The organism is Acinetobacter sp. CAU_H_29a_1 (assembly GCF_058599505.1).
Genome location: NZ_CM178655.1, coordinates 1,910,412 through 1,934,315, shown reverse-complemented (window position 1 = coordinate 1,934,315; position 23,904 = coordinate 1,910,412). Strand labels below are relative to the sequence as shown.

The 23,904-nt window shown below is 37.9% G+C and carries 15 protein-coding genes; 14 read left to right on the top strand and 1 reads right to left on the bottom strand.

The window, feature by feature from the left end; translation table 11 throughout:
- The first annotated feature begins 119 nt into the window (after positions 1-119).
- From AC4MDD_RS09530 to AC4MDD_RS09465, 14 genes are all read left to right on the top strand, one after another.
- Positions 120-2,393: a type I restriction-modification system subunit M gene (locus tag AC4MDD_RS09530; RefSeq protein ID WP_491881499.1), complete on the top strand. Its 2,274-nt coding sequence runs from the start codon at positions 120-122 to the stop codon at positions 2,391-2,393.
- Complete coding sequence (locus AC4MDD_RS09525; RefSeq protein ID WP_491881498.1) at positions 2,393-3,766, top strand: restriction endonuclease subunit S; 1,374 nt, start codon at positions 2,393-2,395, stop codon at positions 3,764-3,766. Before AC4MDD_RS09530 ends, AC4MDD_RS09525 begins: the two co-directional genes overlap by 1 nt.
- A 187-nt stretch (positions 3,767-3,953) precedes the next feature.
- Positions 3,954-4,871: an Abi family protein gene (locus AC4MDD_RS09520; protein WP_491881497.1), complete on the top strand. Its 918-nt coding sequence runs from the start codon at positions 3,954-3,956 to the stop codon at positions 4,869-4,871.
- Between the two features lie 36 nt (positions 4,872-4,907).
- Complete coding sequence (locus AC4MDD_RS09515; protein ID WP_491881496.1) at positions 4,908-8,156, top strand: type I restriction endonuclease subunit R; 3,249 nt, start codon at positions 4,908-4,910, stop codon at positions 8,154-8,156.
- 68 nt (positions 8,157-8,224) lie between these two features.
- A complete protein-coding gene (locus tag AC4MDD_RS09510; protein WP_279670226.1) occupies positions 8,225-8,449 on the top strand; it encodes a hypothetical protein in 225 nt (74 codons plus the stop codon).
- Between the two features lie 301 nt (positions 8,450-8,750).
- The gene (locus AC4MDD_RS09505) at positions 8,751-12,434 is read left to right on the top strand and encodes an ATP-binding protein (RefSeq protein WP_279670225.1); all 3,684 of its coding nucleotides are present in this window, start codon (positions 8,751-8,753) and stop codon (positions 12,432-12,434) included.
- A 12-nt stretch (positions 12,435-12,446) separates the two neighbouring features.
- On the top strand, positions 12,447-13,085 hold the full coding sequence (locus AC4MDD_RS09500; protein ID WP_104469925.1) for a hypothetical protein: 639 nt from the start codon (positions 12,447-12,449) through the stop codon (positions 13,083-13,085).
- On the top strand, positions 13,082-14,326 hold the full coding sequence (locus tag AC4MDD_RS09495) for a hypothetical protein (RefSeq protein ID WP_104469926.1): 1,245 nt from the start codon (positions 13,082-13,084) through the stop codon (positions 14,324-14,326). Before AC4MDD_RS09500 ends, AC4MDD_RS09495 begins: the two co-directional genes overlap by 4 nt.
- Positions 14,327-14,339: 13 nt before the next feature.
- Positions 14,340-15,212, top strand: coding sequence for a DUF7281 domain-containing protein (locus AC4MDD_RS09490; protein ID WP_114837862.1), 873 nt, complete (start codon positions 14,340-14,342; stop codon positions 15,210-15,212).
- A 129-nt stretch (positions 15,213-15,341) separates the two neighbouring features.
- Positions 15,342-16,274 (top strand): IS5-like element ISAba12 family transposase, encoded by a 933-nt coding sequence (locus tag AC4MDD_RS09485; RefSeq protein ID WP_053579251.1) that lies wholly within the window; start codon positions 15,342-15,344, stop codon positions 16,272-16,274.
- Between the two features lie 251 nt (positions 16,275-16,525).
- Complete coding sequence (locus AC4MDD_RS09480) at positions 16,526-19,921, top strand: TM0106 family RecB-like putative nuclease (RefSeq protein WP_420938169.1); 3,396 nt, start codon at positions 16,526-16,528, stop codon at positions 19,919-19,921.
- Between the two features lie 48 nt (positions 19,922-19,969).
- A complete protein-coding gene (locus AC4MDD_RS09475) occupies positions 19,970-20,353 on the top strand; it encodes a hypothetical protein (RefSeq protein WP_491881495.1) in 384 nt (127 codons plus the stop codon).
- Entirely contained in the window at positions 20,350-21,855 is a 1,506-nt protein-coding gene (locus tag AC4MDD_RS09470; RefSeq protein ID WP_491882610.1) for an McrB family protein, read from the top strand. Before AC4MDD_RS09475 ends, AC4MDD_RS09470 begins: the two co-directional genes overlap by 4 nt.
- 2 nt (positions 21,856-21,857) lie before the next feature.
- Positions 21,858-23,207 carry an McrC family protein gene (locus tag AC4MDD_RS09465; protein WP_420938165.1) on the top strand — a complete coding sequence of 450 codons (1,350 nt, stop codon included), beginning with the start codon at positions 21,858-21,860 and terminating at the stop codon, positions 23,205-23,207.
- A gap of 3 nt (positions 23,208-23,210) precedes the next feature.
- Here the strand turns inward: AC4MDD_RS09465 and AC4MDD_RS09460 are convergent, their stop codons facing one another.
- A complete protein-coding gene (locus AC4MDD_RS09460; protein ID WP_420938164.1) occupies positions 23,211-23,903 on the bottom strand; it encodes a hypothetical protein in 693 nt (230 codons plus the stop codon).
- Position 23,904: the final 1 nt, after the last annotated feature.

The following is a 23,904-nucleotide window of genomic DNA, read 5'->3' as shown; positions in this document are numbered from 1 at the left end:
TGTACTACTAATTAATATTCTTTTGTACAGTCTATCTCTAGCAAAACATGTTGTAAATCAGGCACAATCATCACTATAAATTTCAAGTTTTATAGCCTTAGGGCAAGCGGTATTTTTTAATGACAAATAATAACTTTTCACAAGTAGCAGCTTTCATTTGGTCGGTGGCAGATTTACTGCGTGGTGACTTTAAACAATCCCAATATGGTCGTGTGATTTTACCTTTTACCTTACTGCGCCGTCTTGAGTGTGTGTTGGCGCCAACTAAAGCCGAAGTGCTTGCTGCGAATGAAAAAGTAAAACAAATGCCTTTACCAGAAGAAGCCAAAGAAAAAATGCTTCTCAAGGCAACAGGTGGACTGTCATTCTTTAATACCTCTGAATTGGATTTAGGTAGTCTGGGGCAAAAAGACATCCGTGCTAACCTGAACAATTACATTCAGAACTTTTCTAAAGATGCCCGAGAAATCTTTGAACACTTCAAATTTGACGAATTTATTGGTCTACTGGATGATGCCAACTTACTTTATAAAGTGGTGCAAAAGTTTGCTGCAACCGATTTAAGTTATAGCGCCGTATCGAACCATGAAATGGGCTTGGTGTTTGAAGAATTAATTCGCCGTTTTGCTGAAAGCTCCAATGAAACAGCAGGGGAACATTTTACCCCACGTGACATCGTACGTTTAACGACTGGTTTGGTCTTTAGCAAAGATGATGATGCTTTGACTAAAGAAGGCATTATCCGCACCGTATATGATCCCACGGCGGGTACGGGTGGATTTTTATCCTCGGGTGCAGAATATGTCTATGAGCATAACCCTGAAGCGGTAATGCGGGTTTTTGGTCAGGAACTCAACCCAGAGTCATACGCGATCTGTAAAGCGGATATGCTGATCAAGGGGCAGGATGTACGTAACATCAAATTGGGTAATACGCTGTCTAATGACCAACTGGCATATGAGAAATTTGACTACATGCTGTCAAATCCACCATTTGGTGTGGATTGGAAGAAGATCGAACAAGACATCAAAGATGAGCATGAGCAAAAAGGTTTTGAAGGGCGTTTCGGTGCAGGCTTGCCTCGTGTATCGGATGGCTCTTTACTGTTCCTGATGCACCTGATTAGCAAGATGCGTGATACTGACAGCAATGGTCAGGGTAGTCGTATCGGCATTATCCTGAATGGTTCGCCGTTGTTTACTGGAAGTGCAGGTAGTGGTGAAAGTGAAATCCGTCGTTATATTCTAGAGGCCGATTTGTTAGAAGCGATTATCGCGCTACCAACCGACATGTTCTATAACACTGGTATTGCGACCTATGTGTGGGTACTGAGCAATAAGAAAGATGCTGAGCGTAAAGGCAAAGTGCATTTGATTAATGCTACTAGCCTCAGTTCAAAAATGCGTAAGTCTTTAGGCTCGAAGCGTAATTATTTAACCGATGAAGAAATCCGTACCATTACCCAAAACTACGGCGCATTTGAAGCGGTAGATACCTTAGCTCATGATGGTGAAAGTGATCAGAAAAAGCCTTTCTCAAGTAAAATCTTTAACAGTTACGAGTTTGGCTACCGCCGTGTGACTATTGAACGTCCTTTGCGTTTATCGGCTCAGGTGAGTGATGCTGCTGTAGCATCCTTACGTTTTGCACCGAAGCCATTTAATGCCGTGATGCAAAAGCTATATGAGCAATACGGCGCAACATGGACAGCAGACAGTTATGGTCAATTGACTGAGTATGAAGCCGAGATTCGTGCGCTGATTAAAGCTGAATTTAGCGAGCTGAAAGAAAAAGATATTAAAACCGTACTTGAACCGAAACTGTGGTTAGAGCAACGTCAGTTATTCAATAAAGCCCAAGCCTTACAAGCCAAAATTGGTACGGCGCAATGTGATGACTTTAATGCCTTTGATGATGTCCTCAAACAAGCACTCAAAGATGCCAATATAAAACTTGAAACTAAAGAGAAGAAGCAATTTATTGATGCGATCACCTGGAAGAATGCTGATGCTGAGCCTGTCATCAATAAAGTGGTGAAAGGCTCAGAAAATCCGCTGTATGGTCAGTTTAACTATAAAGGCAAAGTTGTTGAGTTTGTGCAGGATGGTGATTTACGTGATGCAGAAAATATTGCCTTAAATCCAAATGTCAGCACTACCGATTTAATCGAGTCTTACTTTAAGCGTGAGGTGCAACCGCATGTGCCTGATGCGTGGATTAATGCCGATAAGCGTGATGCACAGGATGCTGAAATTGGTATTGTGGGTTATGAGATTCCGTTTAACCGTCATTTTTATGTGTATGAGCCACCACGTGATTTAAGCGAGATTGATGCGGATTTGGATGCGATCAGCCTTGAAATTATGACACTTCTTCAAGAGGTGCATTCGTAATGGCGAAGTATCAGAAATATGCTGAATATAAACATTCAGGTATTGAATGGTTAGGAGAGATTCCTAGTCATTGGGATATGAGTAAATTGAGATATTTATTCAATTTTAGTAAAGGATTGACTATTACAAAGGATAACCTTGAAGATGAAGGTATCCCATGTGTAAGTTATGGTGAAGTCCATTCAAAATATGGATTCGAAGTAGATCCTACTAAACATCCTCTTAAATGCGTAAATAATAGTTATCTAAAATCATCTGAAAATGCTTTGTTAAATAAAGGTGACTTTGTTTTTGCAGATACTTCAGAAGATTTAAAAGGTTCAGGTAATTTTACGCATCTGGTAAATGATGAAAAAGTTTTTGCTGGTTACCACACGGTAATAGGACGTCCGTTTGATTATTCAGTAAGTAGATTTTATGCTTATTTATTTGATTCAAAAGAATTTAGATCACAAATTCAGTTGGCTGTAAAAGGTGTAAAAGTTTTTAGTATTACACAAGCAATGTTAAGAGCTGCTGATGTATGGCTTCCCTCGAATAACGAAAAATATAAAATCGCCAATTTCCTCGACCATGAAACCGCAAAAATTGATACCTTAATTGCTAAACAAGAAAAGCTGATTGAACTACTTAAAGAAAAGCGTCAAGCCGTGATTAGCCACGCCGTCACCAAAGGTTTAAATCCTGATGTCGCAATGAAAGATTCAGGTGTGGAATGGTTAGGGGAAGTGCCTGAGCATTGGATGGTTAAGAGTTATCGTCATGCTTCTAAAATTTATCGTGGGAAATTTAGTCATCGCCCTAGAAATGATCCTGCTTTTTACGATGGAGAATATCCATTTATTCAAACAGGTGATGTGGCGAGAGCAGGTAAATATATTACAAGTTATTCTCAAACCCTAAATGAAAAAGGGAAAGAAGTTAGCCAATTGTTTCCAAAAGGTACATTAATGATGGCGATTGCAGCTAACATTGGTGATTTAGCTATTTTAGGTTTTGAAGCTTATGCACCTGATAGCGTTGTTGGTTTTAAACCAAATCAAGATATTGATTTAGAGTTTTTAAGATACAGTTTTATGGCTGCTTTACCTGCATTAGAACAAACATCAACTCAAAGTACGCAAGCTAATCTTAATGTTGAACGTATTGGGGCTGTACAAGGGGTTTTTCCATCTTTGGATGACCAACAGAAAATTGTTAGTTATTTAAATGATATGTTGAATAAATATAGTGTGATCGAAAGGGAAATGAACAAAGCTATTGAGCTTCTACAAGAACGCCGTACAGCCCTAATTTCCTCTGCGGTGACAGGAAAGATCGATGTACGCAACTGGCAACATCCCAATGAAGCTAAAAAGGGGTTAAGCTCGTGAGTATGCTGAGCTGTCTCAAACCAATGCGGACTTCAGCAGATACAAAAAATCATTGCATAATTAATTGCAATGATTCACTATATGCTCAACAACACCCGACAAGGCTAGGCAAGCAATTGCATCCTCAAACTGTCGGGTTACTTGTTTCTAGCGCCCTAAAAAATATAACAATCAGGGCAAGCCAGTTATGAAATCTTTTAACAAGCCTGCCAAAACTTTTGCTGAACAAATCGAGTTATTAAAAGCGCGTGGCATGCAATTTGCCAATGAACAACAGGCACAATTTTACCTAGAGCAAATCAATTATTATCGCTTAGGTGCCTATTGGCTTCCATTTGAAGATACCCATTCACCACATTGCTTTAAACCAGAGACTAGTTTTGAACAGGTTTTAGAGTTATATGTATTCGACCGTGAATTAAGGCTACTCATCCTGGATGCCATAGAACGCCTGGAAGTTGCCGTTCGTACCCGTTTTGCCTATGAACTGGCACATCGGCATGGTTGTCACGCCTATCTGCAAGGCCAGTACTTTAAACCCGCCTTTAGATGGCAAAGCTTACTCGAATCACTGAAAACTGAAGTGTCCCGCGCAGATGAAGTCTTTATAGAACACTATAAACGTACCTATGATGATCCTGAATTACCACCGATTTGGGCCACCTGCGAAGTCATGAGTTTTGGGCAACTGTCTAAGTGGTATCAGCTCTTGGCACCGATTCAGACACGTAAAGCCATTTCCAGTCATTTTGATTGCGATGAAAAACAGTTTGAAGGCTTATTACAGCATTTTGTCTACTTAAGAAATACCTGTGCTCATCATTCAAGACTATGGAACCGCAAATTTACCAAAACTATCGCTAAGCCACGCAGTAAGCCGATGGGGCTTCGGGTGCAATGCAATTTTGAACCTAGTAACTCAGCAGATCGAAAAATTTATAACAGTCTGGTATTTCTACTCTATTTCATGGACAAAATCGCCCCGCAGCATACATGGCGTAAACGTCTGGTTGATCTGCTTTTGACACATCACAACATATCAAAAATAGCGATGGGCTTCCCTGAAGATTGGCAAAGCCATCCTATTTGGCACATAGAACAGTAATAAAGAAATTTAAGTATTGAGAGGGTCGGGGGAATAATGAGATCGGATGCAACTTTAGAGACCATCTTCCAGCAAGATATTATTGCGCAAATGCAAAGCCATGGTTGGCTTGTGGGTTCAGGCGCAGGCTATAACCGTGAAAAAGCGTTGTATGAACAGGATGTTTTAGACTTCGTACAAAAGACCCAAGACAAAGAGTGGCAGAAGTTTAAAAGCATCTTCCCGAATGATACTGAACGTCATTTTTTAGATACCGTGGTGGCTCAGCTTAAAAAAGCCAACATCAATGCCACCGATGTTGAATCTCGTAGCTATGGCACATTGGGCGTATTACGGCATGGTATCCGTACCCGTGGGGTACGTTTTTCATTTTGCCAGTTTAAACCTGAACATGGCCTAAACCCTGAACTGAATCAACGCTATCAGCAAAACATCTGCCGTGTGGTGCCTGAACTGGTGTATAGCCCATATACATCCAAAGCCGAATTAGAGGCAACTGGCAAACAAGCCAAAAAATGGCGCATCGATCTGACCCTGTTTATCAATGGCTTCCCTGTGGCAACTATGGAACTGAAGTCTGAGTTTAAACAGGCTGTGCAAAACGCCATGACCCAGTACCGAAAAACCCGATTGCCCAAAGACCCTGAAACCAATAAGCCTGAACCCTTGCTGATGTTTAAACGCGGTGCATTGGTGCACTTTGCCGTGAGTCAGTATGAAGTGTATATGGCGACACATTTGAATGGTGATAGCACCTATTTCCTGCCATTTAACAAAGGCACCAAAGAGCAGGGTGCAGGCAATGACATTCCTGAAAATCAAAATGAATATGCAACAGGCTATTTATGGAATGAAGTACTCACACCTGATAGCTTGCTGAATATTGTCGGTAACTTTATCCATCTTCAGATTGAAGAAAAGGAAGACTGGGAAGGTCGTATATACAAAAAAGAGAGCCTGATCTTCCCACGTTATCATCAGTGGAAAGTGGTCAGTAAACTGGTTGAGGACTCATTAGCTGAAGGCACAGGACAGAAATACCTGATTCAGCACAGCGCAGGTTCGGGTAAATCCAACTCGATTGCATGGACGGCGCATCAGCTTTCCAGTCTGTATGATGCCAATAATAAAAAGATGTTTGATTCGGTGATTGTGGTGACAGACCGAACCATTTTAGATGCGCAATTACAAGACACCATTTATCAGTTTGAACATGCAGATGGCGTCGTGGGACGGATTAACAACAAGGAAGGCGATGGCTCCAAATCGGAGAAACTGGCAAAAGCTTTGGAAATGGCTCAGCCGATTATTATCGTGACCATTCAGACTTTCCCATTTGTACTACGTGCCATTGAAAACAGCACCAGTTTAAAAGAACGTAAATACGCCGTGATTGCCGATGAAGCCCATTCATCCCAAAGCGGTTCCACGGCGCGTCAGCTCAAAGAAACTTTGATGATTGAAGAGCGTGATGAAGATGAACAGCTTTCTTCGGAAGATATACTCGATGCCGTGATGGCATCACGTAAGGGTAGTGCAAACCTAAGCTTCTATGCCTTTACCGCAACACCAAAGGATAAAACCTTACAACTGTTTGGACGCTTGCCCGATCCAAGCATGCCGCCGTCTAAAACCAATATTCCTGTGGCATATCACGTCTATTCGATGCGCCAAGCGATTGAAGAAGGCTTTATTCTGGATGTACTGAAAAACTACACCAACTATAAAGTCATTTATAAGCTCAAGCAGAAGATCGAAGAAAAAGATGCTCAGGTCGATGCCAAGAAAGCCAAGACCAAGCTAAATCAGTGGGTACGCTTACACGATCATAATATCTCGCAAAAAGTGCATATCATCATTGAGCATTTTAAGAAAAATATTATGGGCTTACTCGGTGGACAAGCCAAAGCCATGGTGGTGACCAGTTCTCGTAAAGAAGCAGTGCGTTATAAACAAGCCTTTGATAAATACATTGCTGAACAGAAGTATGCCAACATTCAAGCCATGGTGGCATTCTCTGGTGAGGTAGAATTCAACCAGAACGATTCTGATAGTAGTCATTTACTGGGGCAGAAATTCACTGAAAGTAACATGAACCCGAACCTGAAAGGTCGTGAAATACGTAAGGCATTCGATAGCGATGACTTTCAGGTAATGATTGTGGCAAACAAGTTCCAGACCGGCTTTGACCAGCCGAAGCTGTGTGCAATGTATGTCGATAAGAAATTGGGTGGCGTGGAATGCGTACAGACCTTATCTCGTTTGAATCGTACTTATCCGGGTAAAGCAGAAACTGGCACCTTTGTTCTGGATTTCTTTAATGAACCGCAAGATATTCTGGATGCCTTCCAACCTTACTACCAAACGGCAGAACTGGCAGATGTGTCCAATCCTGATCAGGTGTACGATTTGGCCAACAAGTTGAAGTCAGCAGGTATGTTCCTGATGACTGAGGTAGAGCAGTTTACAGAAGCTTTTTATAGCAAGAACAAATCCAATGCGGCACTTGCCAATATCTGTAAGCCTGCGATGCAACGCTGGCAACATCGTTACACGGCAGCCGTGAATGATTATGATGTCACTAAGAACCGTTTAGAACGCTGTAAACAGACAGGTGACGCCGTACTAATTGCCAATGCGGAAAATGAGTTTGCAGAAGCGAAGAAAGCCCGTGATGCTCTGGAAATCTTTAAAAAGGATTTAGGCAGTTTTACCCGTTTCTATGAGTTTATGTCTCAAATCGTGGAATATGACGATCAAGAACTTGAGAAGCTCAGTCTTTTTTCACGTAACTTACGCCCAATGCTGCGTGAACAAGCTACGGATGAAGATGAGATTGATCTGAGCAATGTGGCGATGAGCCATTACCGCTTGTCTAAGTTACGTCAGCAAGATATTCAGCTTAAAGCAGACAGTACTGAGCATAAATTGGAGCCTGGGAATGATTTGGGTACAGCCAAGGCGAAAGACAAGAAGGAAGACTTCCTGTCGGTGATCTTAAGCCGCGTGAATGAGATCTTTATCACGGATAAGCTGACTGATAAAGACATGATTAATTATGTTCATACCGTGGCAGATAAGATGTCTGAAAACGTGCGGATGATGAAGCAGATTCAAAATAACACCCGTGAGCAGGCGATGCTCGGTGAGTTTGATACGGCGCTTGATGACGCCGTATTGGATAGCAATGATGCACATACTGAGCAAATGACACAGCTGATGAGTGATCCTGCGAAGATGAAGCAGTTTGCACATATTATTTATGATGTGTTGGTGAGTAAATAAGAGCACATTTAATCCTGAAAAATGCTTATGAAATGAGCATTTTAAAAATAGCTTTCAGATAATTGATTATGATTACACCGCAACTAATAGAAAAAAAACTTGTTGATTTTTATTTAAAAACAACAGGGCATTATGGTAATTCTATAATGCAAAGTATCGATGTTACTGAAGAAACTTTAATTGAAGCATTAGAAGGAATTGATCAACCTATTAAGACATTTGAAAATATTATAAAAGTTCAAGATGCTAGAGCCTTTAATAGGTTTTTGGCTAGCGAGGAAACTTACTTTTGAATCTGTGACTTTAAGAAATTGAGCTCGCAGCATATTACATTTTTTTTGACACGATTCCCTTAGGTAACCCTCCAAATTCATGCTAAAAAAAATGTAAGGTTTGTTGGCTTGGAAATTGGTTGTCTCAAGCATTAGTCCCTAAAACTATTACATTTTTTGATACTATCTTCTAAGATTACCTAATAATGTATATGGCTAAATGTATTGCTAGGTTTGAATTTTTTTTACTGGGCATTTGAATAAGATTAAAGGGTAGATTGCCCTAAGCAATATTGAATAATCCTTCTGGGAAAAACGTTAAATGAATGACTTGCATGAATTGAATGGCCTAAAAAATATTTATCTCTATGATTCATACTTACCAAATAATTCTACAAAAATTGAATTAGGTGAAGGGAATTCTAATTTAACGGGTGCAAATGGTGCAGGAAAAACCTCTACCTTAAATTTAATCCCAATATTTTATGGGGCCCGTCCAGACAGATTAATGGATCGCTCTGCCAATAAACTCAATTTTACAGATTATTATCTCCCTCATGCGCGTAGCATGATAGTGTTTGAATACAACACACCGATGGGACTTTGCTGTGCTGTTTTTTACCGTAATCAGGATAAACAATGCTATCGCTTTATTCAGGGCAGCGCATCTGAGACTGTTTTTTCAAAATCTTCTATCGAATTCCATAAGCAACACAAGACGGTAAAAAGTCTGTTGCAAGAAATTGAAATGAAAGGTTATTACGTCAGTAAACAGATCGACAATAGCCTGGATTATGTAGCGGTTCTAACTAGCGATAAAAAACGTCTGAATCGTGATTTCAAACTCAGGGATCTTGCTTCTATTTTCTCTCTTAGCGGCAAAGGCCATGAATTAAAGCATATTGGGGCATCCACCCAGATCACCCTAAATAAAACCAACCTGTTAGATAACTTTAAGCTCATGTTGGTTGATGCTTTTTTAGAAAATGAGCAGATGATGAATCAGCGCTCAAATACGCTGAATTCTTCCAGCCTCATTGCTGATGTTCAGACATTACGGGAGTTTGATAAGGAAAAGCCAAAACTGCAACTGGGGATCGAGCAGCGACATGCTTTAATGCAGACTTACTCTTTGCTGGAGGCTTATCGAGGTCAGGCACTCAATAAACTAGAGTTTAATAATACGACAATCGCACAGCTTCGTTATCAGAGAAGCCAAGCTATTGAACATGCCAAAGCTGGATTAAAGGTGATTGAAAATGAGATTATTGCGAATAGCTCCAATGAATCACGGGCGAAAGGTGAGTTGGAAGGTTTACAACATAGTTTAGCTTTAATAGAGGAAAACGAGCAGAAATATAAAAATGCAGACATTCTGAAAAAACAGGAAGAATTCAGTAATCTTGCTAAGTACAAGCAGGAAGCTGAAGATGCGCGCCGTTATGTGGATGAGTTAGAGAAGAACCAGAAAGAAATTGTTCATAAATTTGAAAAACTTAAAAATAATGCCTTGGAAGAAAAAGACCGAGATTTAGCTGCTATTCATGAACGTAAGAATGAGGTTTCTAATTTAATACACAATTTGCAACAGGATAGGTCTCATGCAGTAGATCAACTGGCTTTGGATGAAAAAAATGAGCTTAATGCTTTCGAGCAAAGCAAACAGAATGAGCGCAAATTTTATGAAGATGAGGTTGATCACTGCAACAATTTGATTGCTGAAGCATCTAATCATACTCAGGAAGAGCAACAGCAAATCGAAGAGTACCAGCTGAATCTACACACTCACCAAAAAGCGATACGGAATAAGGAACAGCAACTCAACACAGCAAACGCTGATTTATCACGCCTAAAAAGCGAGCACACTCGAGCTAATGTAGATTTTGATTCAGCTAAACACCATTTAGATAAATCTACACAAACGGAACATCAGTTAAGAGATATCTTGTATCAGAAAAATACATTATTGAGCTTTCTGAAACAATGTCCTGAAGACGATTGGAAACACAACATTGCCAAACTGATTAATCCTAAATTATTTTTGCATACCGGGTTGAAGCCTTCTTGGGACTCAGAACAACAAAGCGGACATGTTAGTTTCTATGGCCTTCATCTTGATACTTCCAAGCTGGATCTTCCGGTTGAAGCCGAATCACTCAATGAATTGGAGCAGCGCCTTGCAAAGGCAACCACTATTTTGGAAGAGGCTAAAGAGAAATACAGCCATACTGAAAAAGCAGTGGCTGCAGCTGCCAAAGCAGTTCAGAATTTTGAGCTAAACCTCATTAAATTACAGAATGAGCTGCGTCAATGCCGAGAAACATTTGATAGTACCCAGCGTATATTTGAGCAATATAAGCAAAAGATCCAAACAAATGTAATGGATCGGAGAAAATTAGCTGAAGGACAACGTGATCAGGCTCGTCAGCGATTAAAATTATTCAATCAACAAGTAAATGTAGAACGCCAAATGATTCATGATCGTTTTGGCAATGAAAAAAACCAAATTCAGCAGAGTTATGATTTCAAAATTAAAGAACAATTAGAACGTAAAGCAATGTTGGATGAAAGATCTAAATCTGTGATTCATAAATGTGATAATAAACTCATAGATCTTGAATCTTTACGTAATAGTGAATTGCAGCAAAAAGGTTTGGATACTACGCTTTATCAAAAGGCACAGGATCAGCTAAAACAACTGAACCATAAATGTCATATCGTGAAAGATTATGAAATCATCTTGATGCAGTACAAGATTTGGTTCGAGCAGGAATACTCTCGTAAAACGGGGATCTGCACCTTAATCGGAAATCTCGAACAAGAAATTTATGCTTTCCGACAAAATTTTGACAAACTGAATGTCAAAACCGAAAAACTTAAAGAACAATCACGTCATGAAGTTAACCTTATTGAAAGCAATCTTCAGCAGGTTGAAGAGGAAAATACCAAGATAGCCTCTTTAAGAAACCGTATTAATTCAGTACTGGAAGGTATTCCGCATATTGAACAGCTTGAGGTTGCTGAGCCGGTTAGTTTTGAATGGTTTTACCGGAATACTGAGGATCATCTTAATCGTCAGAAAGAACAGCTCAAGGAGCTGAAACAATCCCTCAATACAGTACTAAGTATTTTACGCCAGAATAGTGATTTCGAGCTCTACAAGCAGTGGGAAAACCGTATGGCGCTGTTAGGTAATGTGAACACCACCACATATGATCTTTACGGTATGAAAGAAATCGAAAATATGCTGTTGGTGGATATTCCCACTAAAGAAAACCTCACGATCAATAGTTTTAAACTGGCTGCTTATGATTTACGTAATTATGGGCAATCTTTGGCTAAATTCCGCCGTAAGCTGAATGCGATATCTAAGGATCTTACGGAGCAAACCAATACAACCAATCCATTTACAGCGTTAGGTAATATTCAGATTGAATTACTTTCTGTACTTGATGGCCTCAATGTCTATGAGCAGTTAGATCGCTTTGAAAAAGATCTGGATGAAGAATCAATCCAGAAATCATCTCAGCTCATACTACCGAGTGAGAAGCTAATACGGTCATTTGAATCAGCTGTTAAAGCATTAGAAAAGTCGAATGTTCAGACTGACGATATCCGCTCTTTAGTCAAACTGCGTATCAGCTATGAGGAAAATAACCGTAAGGTTTATGTGAACAATGATTCTGATTTGCTTTCCGGCAGTAGTACTGGTTTATCACGATTAATTGTCATTATTATCTTTACGGCTTTAACACGAAAACTATGTCCAGATATCAATACAGTCATCCATGTACCACTCGATGAAATCGGCCAGTTTGATTCACAAAATACAATGCGATTATTCGAGTTGATGCAAAAGCAGAATATTTATCTGGTCTGCGCTCAGCCGAACTTATCCAGTGAATTAAGTGAAAGCTTTGTGCATAAGAATGATATCGACCGAAACTTCGGTATACGCAAGTTTAAAACCCAGAAAAACGAAAAACCTAATCCGCTTTTAGCCTAGTGGGGACCTATTATGCAAATTGCTAAATCAATTTTTTCTGACATTGTAAATGTTTTAATTTCTGGGGGAATTATTGATGAACATGTCCACAAAGATCTCTACCACAAGCTCCAAGATGATCTGGTCTTGGAGGAAATAAATAATTATCTCGATTGGATGGGAAAAAAGTGCGTCCGTACCAAAGATAATTATGGGTTCTACTGTGTCTTTAGTGAAAGTCGCAAGAACAAAGCAACCCGTGAACTTCTAAGAAAACAGTTCAGCGAAATTGTGTCGAAAATGGAGCCCTTGAATGACTGGCTTCGCTTATGTCGTTCAATAAAAGACAATAGCCGTATCATGCAATGTGGGGATACGGTGACTTATGGTGAACTCATCACTGAGGTTGAACGATCTCCACTTATTATGTCGCAACTCAAAGAGTTAGTCATCAAATTAGGTAAGGCATCCACCTCACCCAAAGAGCAGATTAGCTCTGTGCTTCAATACCTTGTCAGCAATCAATATCTGCATCCAACCGGTAACACTGGCACGACTTATATTGCGACAGCTAAGTGGTCTGTTTTCTATGATGAGCTAGAATACATTTGTACTTTTAATGGCATCAATTACGATGAAATACCTGAACCGGAGCAGGGCGAGCTGATATGAGTGAGTTGGAATATCCAGCAGCCAAAGCGGCAAAAGCCCTCAACAACTACATTGAGCATATCGGTAATGCGATTGTATTTAACAACGCAATTGTGCCTGTAACTGATGACAATGAGTATTTAATCAAAGTATTGAATAAAGCAGAACTTGGCTATTTCAACACTGAAAAAAATGGCTTTAACTTATACAACCACGTGATTTCATTCGTAACGTATTATGAGAAAAAACGTAGGGTTACTGACAGCTCTAAACAGATTCATAAACTTATTTCAGATATTCGTGCCAATATCAGTGAATTTGAAACGACCAAACTCAAAAGTGTAGAAGATGCTGAAATTTATAAGGATGAAATTAGTGAAGGTATTGTTGAATTAGCCAATACTATTTTTGAGAGCTGCTATGATTTCTCCACCCAAGCACTTCAAGACCTGGCATTGTTTAACAATCTTGAGGTCCGTATTCAACGCATTGAAAAAACCATCAGGATTTTAAGTTCATTGACTGAAGTGATGGGCGCACTTTCAACCAACGCAATGCTTGAGCTTGGTGCTTCAGATAAAGATCTTGAAAGTTTGGTGGTAAATAAGCTGATCCCCGTATTCATTATCTGTAGTAAAGAGGTGAAATACAGTGCTTCTAAATTAAACAAGCAGTTGTTTGATTGGAAACAAGAATTATCTTCGCAGAAAAAAAGCAACATGGTGGATGCTTTCCACCGCTTTTTAAAAGGAAAATCTACATTAAACCTGGAGTTTGATGAAGCGACGGCGTCAGAAGTTTTTTATCATGTGCCATGCAGTGAACTCATCAGCTATGCAGATCTGGATGCTGATGAAGAACAGGAAATGCTACGTGAACTTGGCTCAAAAGTATTTGCCAAGCGTGAAAAACGGATAGAGCAGAATAAAAATCAAGAAAATCTGCCAGATGTTAGAGAAGGGAGTGAGGTTGTTGAACAGCCTTTAACTGCTTTAGAAATTGCTACGAGTAATTTCTTTGATGCATTGCTTGTGGATGGGGGAAAACATCAACAATTGAGTGGCGTTGAAACATATGAGCTGCTAATGCCAGGATGCGATATCGATTTTTGGCTGATCGCTTTAACCAGCCACTATAGAAACCGATTCAAAGATAAATTGAACATGGAATTTGTCGAAACTATAGATCCTATATTTGATGGAAATAGTTGTGTATCTGATGTCATCATTTCTCGAACTGATAAATTGCAACAGATTGCCTGATAGGAGAACATGAGTGACATTTGGTATACGTGAACTATCGGTAATTCAGACGGCATTGCAATTAAAAAAGCGGTCTATGGCATTCAATAAAACCTGGCAAAAAGTTCATCAGGATTATCAGATTGGAACGGTCCATGGTAAGGAGCTTCACCTTACATCCAAAGAACTGGAGTATTTGGAGCGCTGTATCTATGCAAAACAGGTTAAAGTCGCTCCTGAACAGTCTCTGAATTTAGAATCTGATCGTATGGATTTGTTAAACTTTTTGAAAGATGAAAAGTCTGGTGGATATTCTGTATTCGGCGATCAACTTGTATTTGCATCGGTGCATGCAAAATTGCCATTAAAACAGGAAGAGGTAACGATTGGATATAAGGGCTTAGTGCCCACGGTTCATGCCCATGTGTTGTGTTGCAATAAGATTGAAAAACTGATTATTGTTGAAAATGGAACGATGTTGACGAGACTGTTTGATTGGTATGAACAGCTACCTGAAAAATGGCAAGACAGTCTATTTTTATATCGTGGTCAGGGTCAAAATGCACGTCAGGTGTTTGAATTACTAGCCAAACTTCCCGAACATGCTGAAATTGCATTTTATGGTGATTTTGATCCATTTGGGTTGAACATCGCTGCTCATTTCCTTAAACGTAGAACAATGTCGATATTAATTCCTGAATGCTGGAATGAAATCAACCGAAACCATGTGGACAATAACACTACGAAATTTTTTGAACAGATCCATAAAAGTCATGATCTTTATACTGATACTGTTCAGCCTTTAGCTATTAGAAATTTGTATAGGCATATACACATCAATCAAATTGCTCTCATGCAAGAAAATGTGAATAGGTTAGGGCCTTTAATTGAGTTAAAGGTTGATTGAAATTCAGTTAATATCTATTTTAAAGAAATATTTAAATAAAAATATTTAGTGATAAATTGTTTTTTAATTGTAGTAGGCTTTGTTGCACAAACCTATCTGTAAAGGCTTTTTCAGCGATATAATTTTCAAATGAAGAAGCCTACACACAAAATCTACCGCACAACCAATTGGCCCGCATATAACCGAGCACTCATGAGTCGCGGAAATATTGCCATTTGGTTTGATCCTGCTACGCAATGGTATGCGCCATCAAAAGGCAAACAAGGGCGAAATCAAACCTACTCCGACGCAGCCATCCAATGCTGCTTAATGATTAAATCCTTATTCCGTCTGTCTTTACGTATGGTCACTGGCTTTGTGCAAAGTCTGATTAAACTTTGCGGATTAAATTGGATAGCTCCAGATTACACCACGCTTTGTAGAAGACAAAAGCATATTGATATTGTAATCAGCTACCAAAAAAGTAGCGATGGGCTGCATCTACTCATGGACTCTACAGGCATGAAGTTTCTAGGTGAGGGCGAATGGAAACGCAAGAAACATGGACCTGAATATCGTCGCCAATGGCGTAAACTTCATATTGGTATAGATGCTAAAACCCTACAAATACGAGCAGTTCAGCTTACAACCAATAATGTCAGTGATTCACAGGTGCTTGGTGATTTACTTAATCAGATTCCACAAGATGAGCGGATTGACTCTGTTTATACCGATGGAGCTTATGACACCAAGCAATGCCGTCAGGTCATTGCAGATCGGCAAGCGCATGCGGTGATTCCACCTAGAAAAAATGCGAAACCATGGAAAGATACAAAGAGTAGCTCGCTAGAGCGAAATGAATTACTTCGAACAATTAAACGTTTAGGCAGGACACTATGGAAAAAATGGTCAGGCTATCATCGTCGAAGTTTGGTTGAAACTAAGATGCATTGCATCAAATTATTAGGAGATAAACTCAGTGCAAGGAGTTTTGATAGCCAAGTGAATGAGATCCATGCACGTGTAGCAGTCCTTAACAGATTTACGGAATTAGGTCGACCACTTACCCAAGTTACGCCTTAAATTTGGCTCAATTAGGGGCGCTTTGCATTTCAAATCTTTGTGCAACAAAGCCTCAGTAATGCCAAACTTTTGGATCATCAATACCGTACTTTTGCGTCAGTAATGCCACACTTTTGCATCTGAAAATAAGAAAAGCTGGAAAAATACAAAAGTACTGGGGCTAATTCATAAGACTAAATAATAGTAATAATTATCATATGTTTATAGTAGTATCCATTTTTTAGTACTTTATAAAAATATTTGGGGTAAATATGAAACTGCACAATGATAATTTAATTTTTTCTCCCTCAGATTTGATTTTGTTTTTAGAAAGTCCTTTTGCTTCCTGGATGGAACATTTCAGTCTTATTTCTCCTGAAGCTTTAGATTTTAAAGATCAAGATGATGCAATGATGCTTATGCTCCAGGATAAAGGTGCAGAGCACGAATCATCTGTGTTGGAAGGATTGAAACGACAAGGCTTAACAATTGAAGATATAGGATTAAGCTCAGATAAGAAGGCTGCAACGATACAGGCCATGAAAGAAGGTGCAGATGTTGTTTTCCAGGCTTGTTTAAGTCAAGATCAGTTTACAGGATTTGCTGATTTTTTAGTCAAGGTTCCAGGTTCTAGTCAACTTGGGGACTATCATTATGAAATTTGGGACACCAAACTTTCAAAATCATTACAACCATATTACACCATTCAATTGTGTTGCTATCAGGAAATGATTGCAGCTATTCAAGGTCGTTATTCGGATGATTTTGTCATTATTTTAGGTGATCAAACTCAACAGAGATTGAGAACACAAGAGTTTTACTATTACTATCGATCCGTAAAAAATGCCTTTTTGCAATTGCATGAAAAATTCGATTTGGAAAATCGCCCCAATCCTTCTGATTCTAAGTCATGGGGGTGTTGGAATAACTATGCAAAACAATTGCTCAAAGAGGTAGATCACCTTTCACAAGTCGCCACAATTACACGCTCGCAAATCAAGAAGCTGAATGCTGATGGTATTCAGACGATGCAAGACTTGATTAATAGTGATAAGCCAAGCATTAAGAGCTTGAATACTGATGTATATAAAAGATTAAAAGCTCAGGCCCAAATTCAGCGAAAAAGTGAAGGGCTTGCAACGCCTTTATTTGAAATCATTAACACTCATGAAAAACTAGGATTGGCACTATTACCTCAGCACTCTGAAAATGATGTGTACTTTGATATCGAGGGATTTCCTTTAATTGAAGGGGGGCTTGAGTACTTGTGGGGATGTACATATTTCGATGAAAAAGGTGAGCGTAAATTTATAGATTTTTGGGCTCACAATGAAGTCGAAGAAAAAATAGCATTTAAATCATTTATCGAATGGGTTTATGCACGTTGGCAGCAAGATCCTACGATGCATATTTACCATTATGCAAACTATGAAATTGCTGCATGTAAGAAGCTCATGTGCCGTTATGGTGTTTGCGAATTTGAAGTAGATCAATTGCTAAGAAATGAAGTTTTTGTTGATTTGTACAAGATCGTTAAAAATGGATTGCTGATTGGTGAACCTAAATATTCTATTAAAAATGTAGAACACTTATACCGTGGTAAACGTGAGACAGAAGTGGGTTCCGGCGGCGATTCTGTTGTCGTATATGAAAATTGGCGAGTTAATCCAGATGGATTAATCTGGCAAACATCAAAAGTCCTGAAAAGTATTCGAGACTACAATATTGATGATTGTAATAGTACGCAAGAGTTGGTGGCTTGGTTGCATCAGAAACAGCAAGAATTTGGCATCCAGTATGTAGGAAAAAAAGACATTGTAGAAAAAGAGCTAAGTGAGGAAATAACGGCAATAACAAACTTAAGAGATCAATTATTGAGTAAAGCAGAATCTCTTAAGTCTCACGATATAATTGAGTCACAAATTTGTGAAAACATGGCTTGGGCACTGGAATTTCATCGTAGAGAAGCTAAGCCAGTTTTTTGGCGACTTTTTGAAAGAATGGGCTTAACAGTAGAAGAGCTTTATGATGATCTTGATTGTCTAGTAAACTGTATTCGTACAGACAAAGAGCCATTTAAACCGACTCCTAAAGCAAGAAGCTTAGCATATGAGTATGCATTTGATCCTCATCAAGAATTTAAAATGGCAAATACCACTAGCTTTTATATTCTTGGGGAGGAAGATGAAAAGGGAAACAATCTTAAAGCGACATTATTAAAAGAGCATTCATCAGTTTCAAAAGGCAGAATTTGCTTACAGCTTAAAGAACCGCTGTCTGTTGTGCATTTAATCCCGGATGATTATGTAAATCCAAAGCCTATTCCAAAAGCAATAGAAACAGTAGTCCGAAGCTATTATGAAAACCAGCTCAATGATGATGCTATTCTCCATTTTTTAAGACGGGATTATCCACGCATTAAGGGTATAGAAAAGGGAGAAATAATTGTTTCGAGCCATAAAAACTTAGAAAAGTTGGATCAAATAAAATCGGCAATTTGTAATTTGGATAACTCATATATTGTGATTCAAGGACCTCCTGGAGCAGGAAAAACCTTTACAGGTAAGCATGTTATTGCAGAACTACTTAAGCAAGGAAAAAAAGTAGGCATTAGCTCAAATTCCCACAAGGCAATTAATAATCTTTTGATTGGTGTGGCACAGTATTGCCAAAATGAAAATATTCCAGCTCATTTCTGTTGTACAAAAAATACAGATACTGAAATTGAAAACTTTGGAATTTCAGAAATTAAGAATGACAAAATAGTTGAATATCTTGATGGAGCATGTGTCGTTGGTACCACAGCGTGGGGGTTTTCTCGTGAGGAATTAAATAAGCAATTTGATTATTTGTTTATTGATGAAGCAGGGCAAGTATCGGTAGCAAACTTAATTGCAATGAGTCAATCAGCTCATAATTTGGTTTTAATGGGTGACCAAATGCAACTAGGACAACCCGCTCAAGGTACGCACCCTGGCGATAGTGGTTTGTCTATTTTAGATTATTTGCTAAAAGATCATCCAACAATTGAGCCTAATCGAGGCATCTTTCTCGACACTACCTACAGAATGCATTCAAAAGTAAATGAGTTTATCAGTCAGGCCATTTATGAGGGTAAGTTAAATTCACACAAGTCTAACGATCTGCAAGTTATTCAAGTCCCTGATGGTTATAAGGGGGTATTAAACAAGGAAGCAGGTGTTGTATTCATCCCCGTTGAACATGAAGGAAATACTCAAGCGAGTGATGAAGAGGTTCAAGCGATTCAACATGCTGTGAATGAGCTCATTGGGCGAATTTATACCGATAAGGAAGGTAATAAAAAGCCTATTACTTTAGATGATATTTTATTTGTAGCACCATATAATTTTCAAGTGACTAAGCTTAAATCTGCTTTAGGTGAAAATGCAAAGCTGGGAAGTGTAGATAAGTTTCAAGGCCAGGAAGCACCTATTGTGTTTTTCAGTTTATGTGCAAGTGATGCGAATGATTCACCACGTGGAATGGATTTTTTGTTTGATAAAAACCGTTTAAATGTAGCGAATTCGAGAGCACAGTCTTTAGCGATCGTGGTGGGGAATCCCAACTTAATAAATTGTAATACAAGTAATATTAAACAGCAGAAGTTAGTGAATGTATTTTGTCAGTTAATGGCATATGCAAAATGAATAGCGGAATACATTAATAAATTAATTTAAGAGTTAAAGGATATATAAGTGGCTATTGAAGTTCTAGATAAAAAATATGAATGGATTGAGTTTTATAGGAAAACAGTATTTCCTCATATTCTTGGGTATGAAGAAAAACAAACCGAACTTGCTAATGATTTAAAAAAATTTAAAGAGGAAGTAAGTCATAATTTTCGACCTGATAAAATCTTAGGTGAAAATGGTTTAATAATTGATGATCCGAATCATCATACCGAAATAGATCCTTTTACAGTGTTAGCTTTAATCAATGTAGGAACCACTGAAAAGAGAAAAAAATTGCACAGACTTTTATTAGATAAGTCTTTCGACCTTGATCTAAAAGGTATTGCAGAGTCTGATGCTCAAAGTGTGTGGTTTTATCCATATAAGGCAAATGAAAAAACAAAATAATAGTAGAAAGATCGGTAAAAATTATCCCTAACTTATGGAACTTATTTAAAGATGTTGTCGAAATTCAGAATGAAGATATCGATTCAATAAAAGATCAAGTTTTAGGTATTTTACCCAATGCATCTATCGGAATTAATAAGCTTTCTACAGGATTGAGCCGTTGCCGGCCAGATTTGTTTTTTCCTTTAAATTCTATAGGTACGAAGTTTCTTAATAAGTATGGTATTAACTACACAGATATTTCTGTTAATAACGTAGAAAAAGCATCAAAAGTATGGACAGACTACTGTACTGCTATAACGGAAATAAAAAATAGGTTTGAAAATAAAGAACTCTATGAATTGTATTATCAAGCAGTTTGTGAAGTAGAGTCTGAGAGATGTAAAAATGGAAAAGATAAAAATAAATCGGATGAGAATGAATCTTCTGAATTAGATGAAAATATAAATAATTTAGATTTTCCTCTTAATCAGATTTTATATGGTCCAGCCGGCACAGGTAAAACATATGTAACTATCAGTAAGGCTCTACAAATAGTAGTACCCGAGTGGTGGAGTGAAGATTTAGAAAGGTCTAGATCCACTATTGTTGAACAATACAAAGTTTTAGTTGATGAAGGTAAAATCAGTTTTGTTACTTTTCACCAAAGTTATGGTTATGAAGACTTTATTGAAGGCATCAAAGTTAAGAGAGTAGAGGGACAATTAAATTATGACGTTGAATCTGGTGTTTTTAAAAATATTTGTGAACGAGCAAAAAACAATCCAAATGAAAATTATGTTTTGATTATTGATGAAATTAATCGTGGGAATGTTTCAAAGATTTTTGGTGAGTTGATCACATTAATTGAAGAATCAAAAAGAGAAGGAAAGTCAGAAGAACTAGAAGGTCTAGAAGTTACATTACCATATTCTAATGAGCCATTTAGTGTACCAAATAACCTTTATATTATTGGAACAATGAATAGTTCTGACCGCTCATTAACTTCAGTTGATATCGCCTTAAGACGGCGTTTTGAATTTATTGAAATGATGCCCAAGCCTGATGTATTAAGCGGTATAGATATTGAAGGAGTAAGTGTTCAAGCTATCTTGGAAACCATGAACAAGCGTATTAAGGTTTTATTAGATCGAGACCACTGTATTGGTCATGCGTATTTTACCTCGTTAATAGAAGAACCAAGTTTAGAATTATTGATGACAATTTTTGAAAAAAGAATAATCCCATTATTGCAAGAATACTTTTTTGATGACTGGACTAAGATCAACTTAGTACTAGGTGAAAATGGCATGGTTTATACAATAAACTTGGATTCATCATTATTTCCATCGATGAATCCTAGTGAAATTGAGCATCTAACAAAACGAAATTGGGATGTATATAAGTATTTATTTAAGAATGCTCCATTAGAAAAAAAGATAAATGCTTTAAATCAAATTATAAGACCGAAGAAAGACTATAAAATTCCAAAACCAGAGATTACAGATGAAGAGGCCTCATAATTGTGCTCAGTTTGCGTGAATACGGTGTCATTGAAGACTATGGCACTAACCAACCTTATGTAATAGGACTAGATCATATCTGCGTCCCTACTTCGGTATTCGATTATTTATGTGAGCTTTCTAGCCAAGCTAAAAAAAATGGTGCTGCCATTTTTGAGTTAGAAGGCAGACGTAAAATAAAAGTCGATAACTATGTCGGTATTATTCAAACACCATGTGGTCATACCATTGAGATTTTACCCAAGCATATAGAGCTACCAGTTCAACAGGAAGATAGTAAGAGTCAGGAATTCCACAAAGAAATAGAAAACGTAATTAAAAAAGAACGTGCATTACTCAGAAAAATGCTGCGAGCCTTATGGAAGCTTCCATCCCCTCGAGAAGCAGGCTCAGCCTCATTGGATAAGTTAGATTTACCTTTGAGTGAATGGATCATGAGTCGCTTTTTGGAGGCATGCAACCTATTGCTTCAGCGAGGTGTAAGGTCTGAATATCAATGTGTTGCAGAGCAAAGTGCCTATTTGAAAGGTAAATTGAATATCCAAAGATATCTGACTCAACCAGTGACCGAGCAACATCGTTTTCCGATTGAACATGATATTTTTTCTTTAAATACCGCGCCAAATCGTCTTATTAAAACTGCATTAGAAAAAATCTGTAAACTCACAAAAAATACTGATAATTGGCGATTGGCAAATGAAATCCGTCTTAAATTGAGTGAGGTGCCAACGAGTAGATTGCCGCGTTTAGACTTTCCCCAATGGAAATCAGGTCGTTTATATGCTCAATATGAACCAATCAAAGTCTGGTGTGAAATAGTCCTAGGAGAGCAGACACCATCTGCATTACATGGTGAATGGCATGGAATGAGTTTGCTGTTTCCGATGGAAAAGTTATTTGAAGCTTATGTGCTGAGTAAGCTAGAAGAACAATACTCAGAGCATTACCAAATCCAAAGGCAGAAGAGTAATAAATATTTGTGCCATCATAATGGAAAAGATAGATTTAATCTTCGACCAGACATTTATTTTAAAGCTAAAAAAGATACACATAGCAATATGATTCTAGATACGAAATGGAAATTATTGGATCAGAATAGTGAAGATCAGCGTTATGGAATCAGCGATGGTGATATGCAGCAAATGTTTGCTTATAGTTATATGTACCTTGAACACGATAGTCCAATAGTTTTGATTTATCCAAAAAGTATAAAATTTAATGAAGCTTTACCAGAGTTTCAGTTAAATAAGCATGAAAGAGATCAAGGGAAAAATCCAGAGATATTGGTTCTTCCTTTTGATCTAGATAATGATGAATTAATCGGTTTTGATATGAAAAAATTAAGCCATTAGAGACTATTGACTCAAATGTACGATAGCTAACCTATTATCTGATAGTGGATACTTTGAAAGCACAACGCTAAAGAACACATCTCTATCTTTTGCATATGTTAAATGATCAACAGTATTTTCTATCCGCTGTAAATAGCTAGATTCAGAAGAGAATTCATAGCCTATTGAAAAATTGAAGGATACTGTTTCAGTATTCGATATCGTATTAAGGTAGGTATGGAGTTGTTGTTCATAACTAACATTATCTTGCAATATTTCATGGATATTGATGTATCGATATCCATCTTTATATGAGTCAGAATTAAAAAAATCCTGAGGATCAAGATAATATTCAGCCGAGCAATAGAACTTAATAAAACTATGGTAAAGATTTTCTAAAGCTTGTTGAGAAGTCATCGACTGCTCGTACTTAAATATTAAGGCATGTAGATCATTTTCTAATTTATTCTTTGAACATGTAGGCATGATAAGATGAATTTTATTGCAATTTATTTGTAGATTGCTAAGTTCATCACAGGACTCCAAGATGACAATATGGATTTTATTTTCAGTCTTTCTAGGGATCTGTTCTAAAGTTTTAACTGTAAATAATATAGGGTTTAGTCCATCTTCAAATGGCTTATAAAAATCAAGTGAAATTTTATTATTTGTATAAATAACAATATTTTGTAATGAATCGGAGGCTGTGGTGGTCATG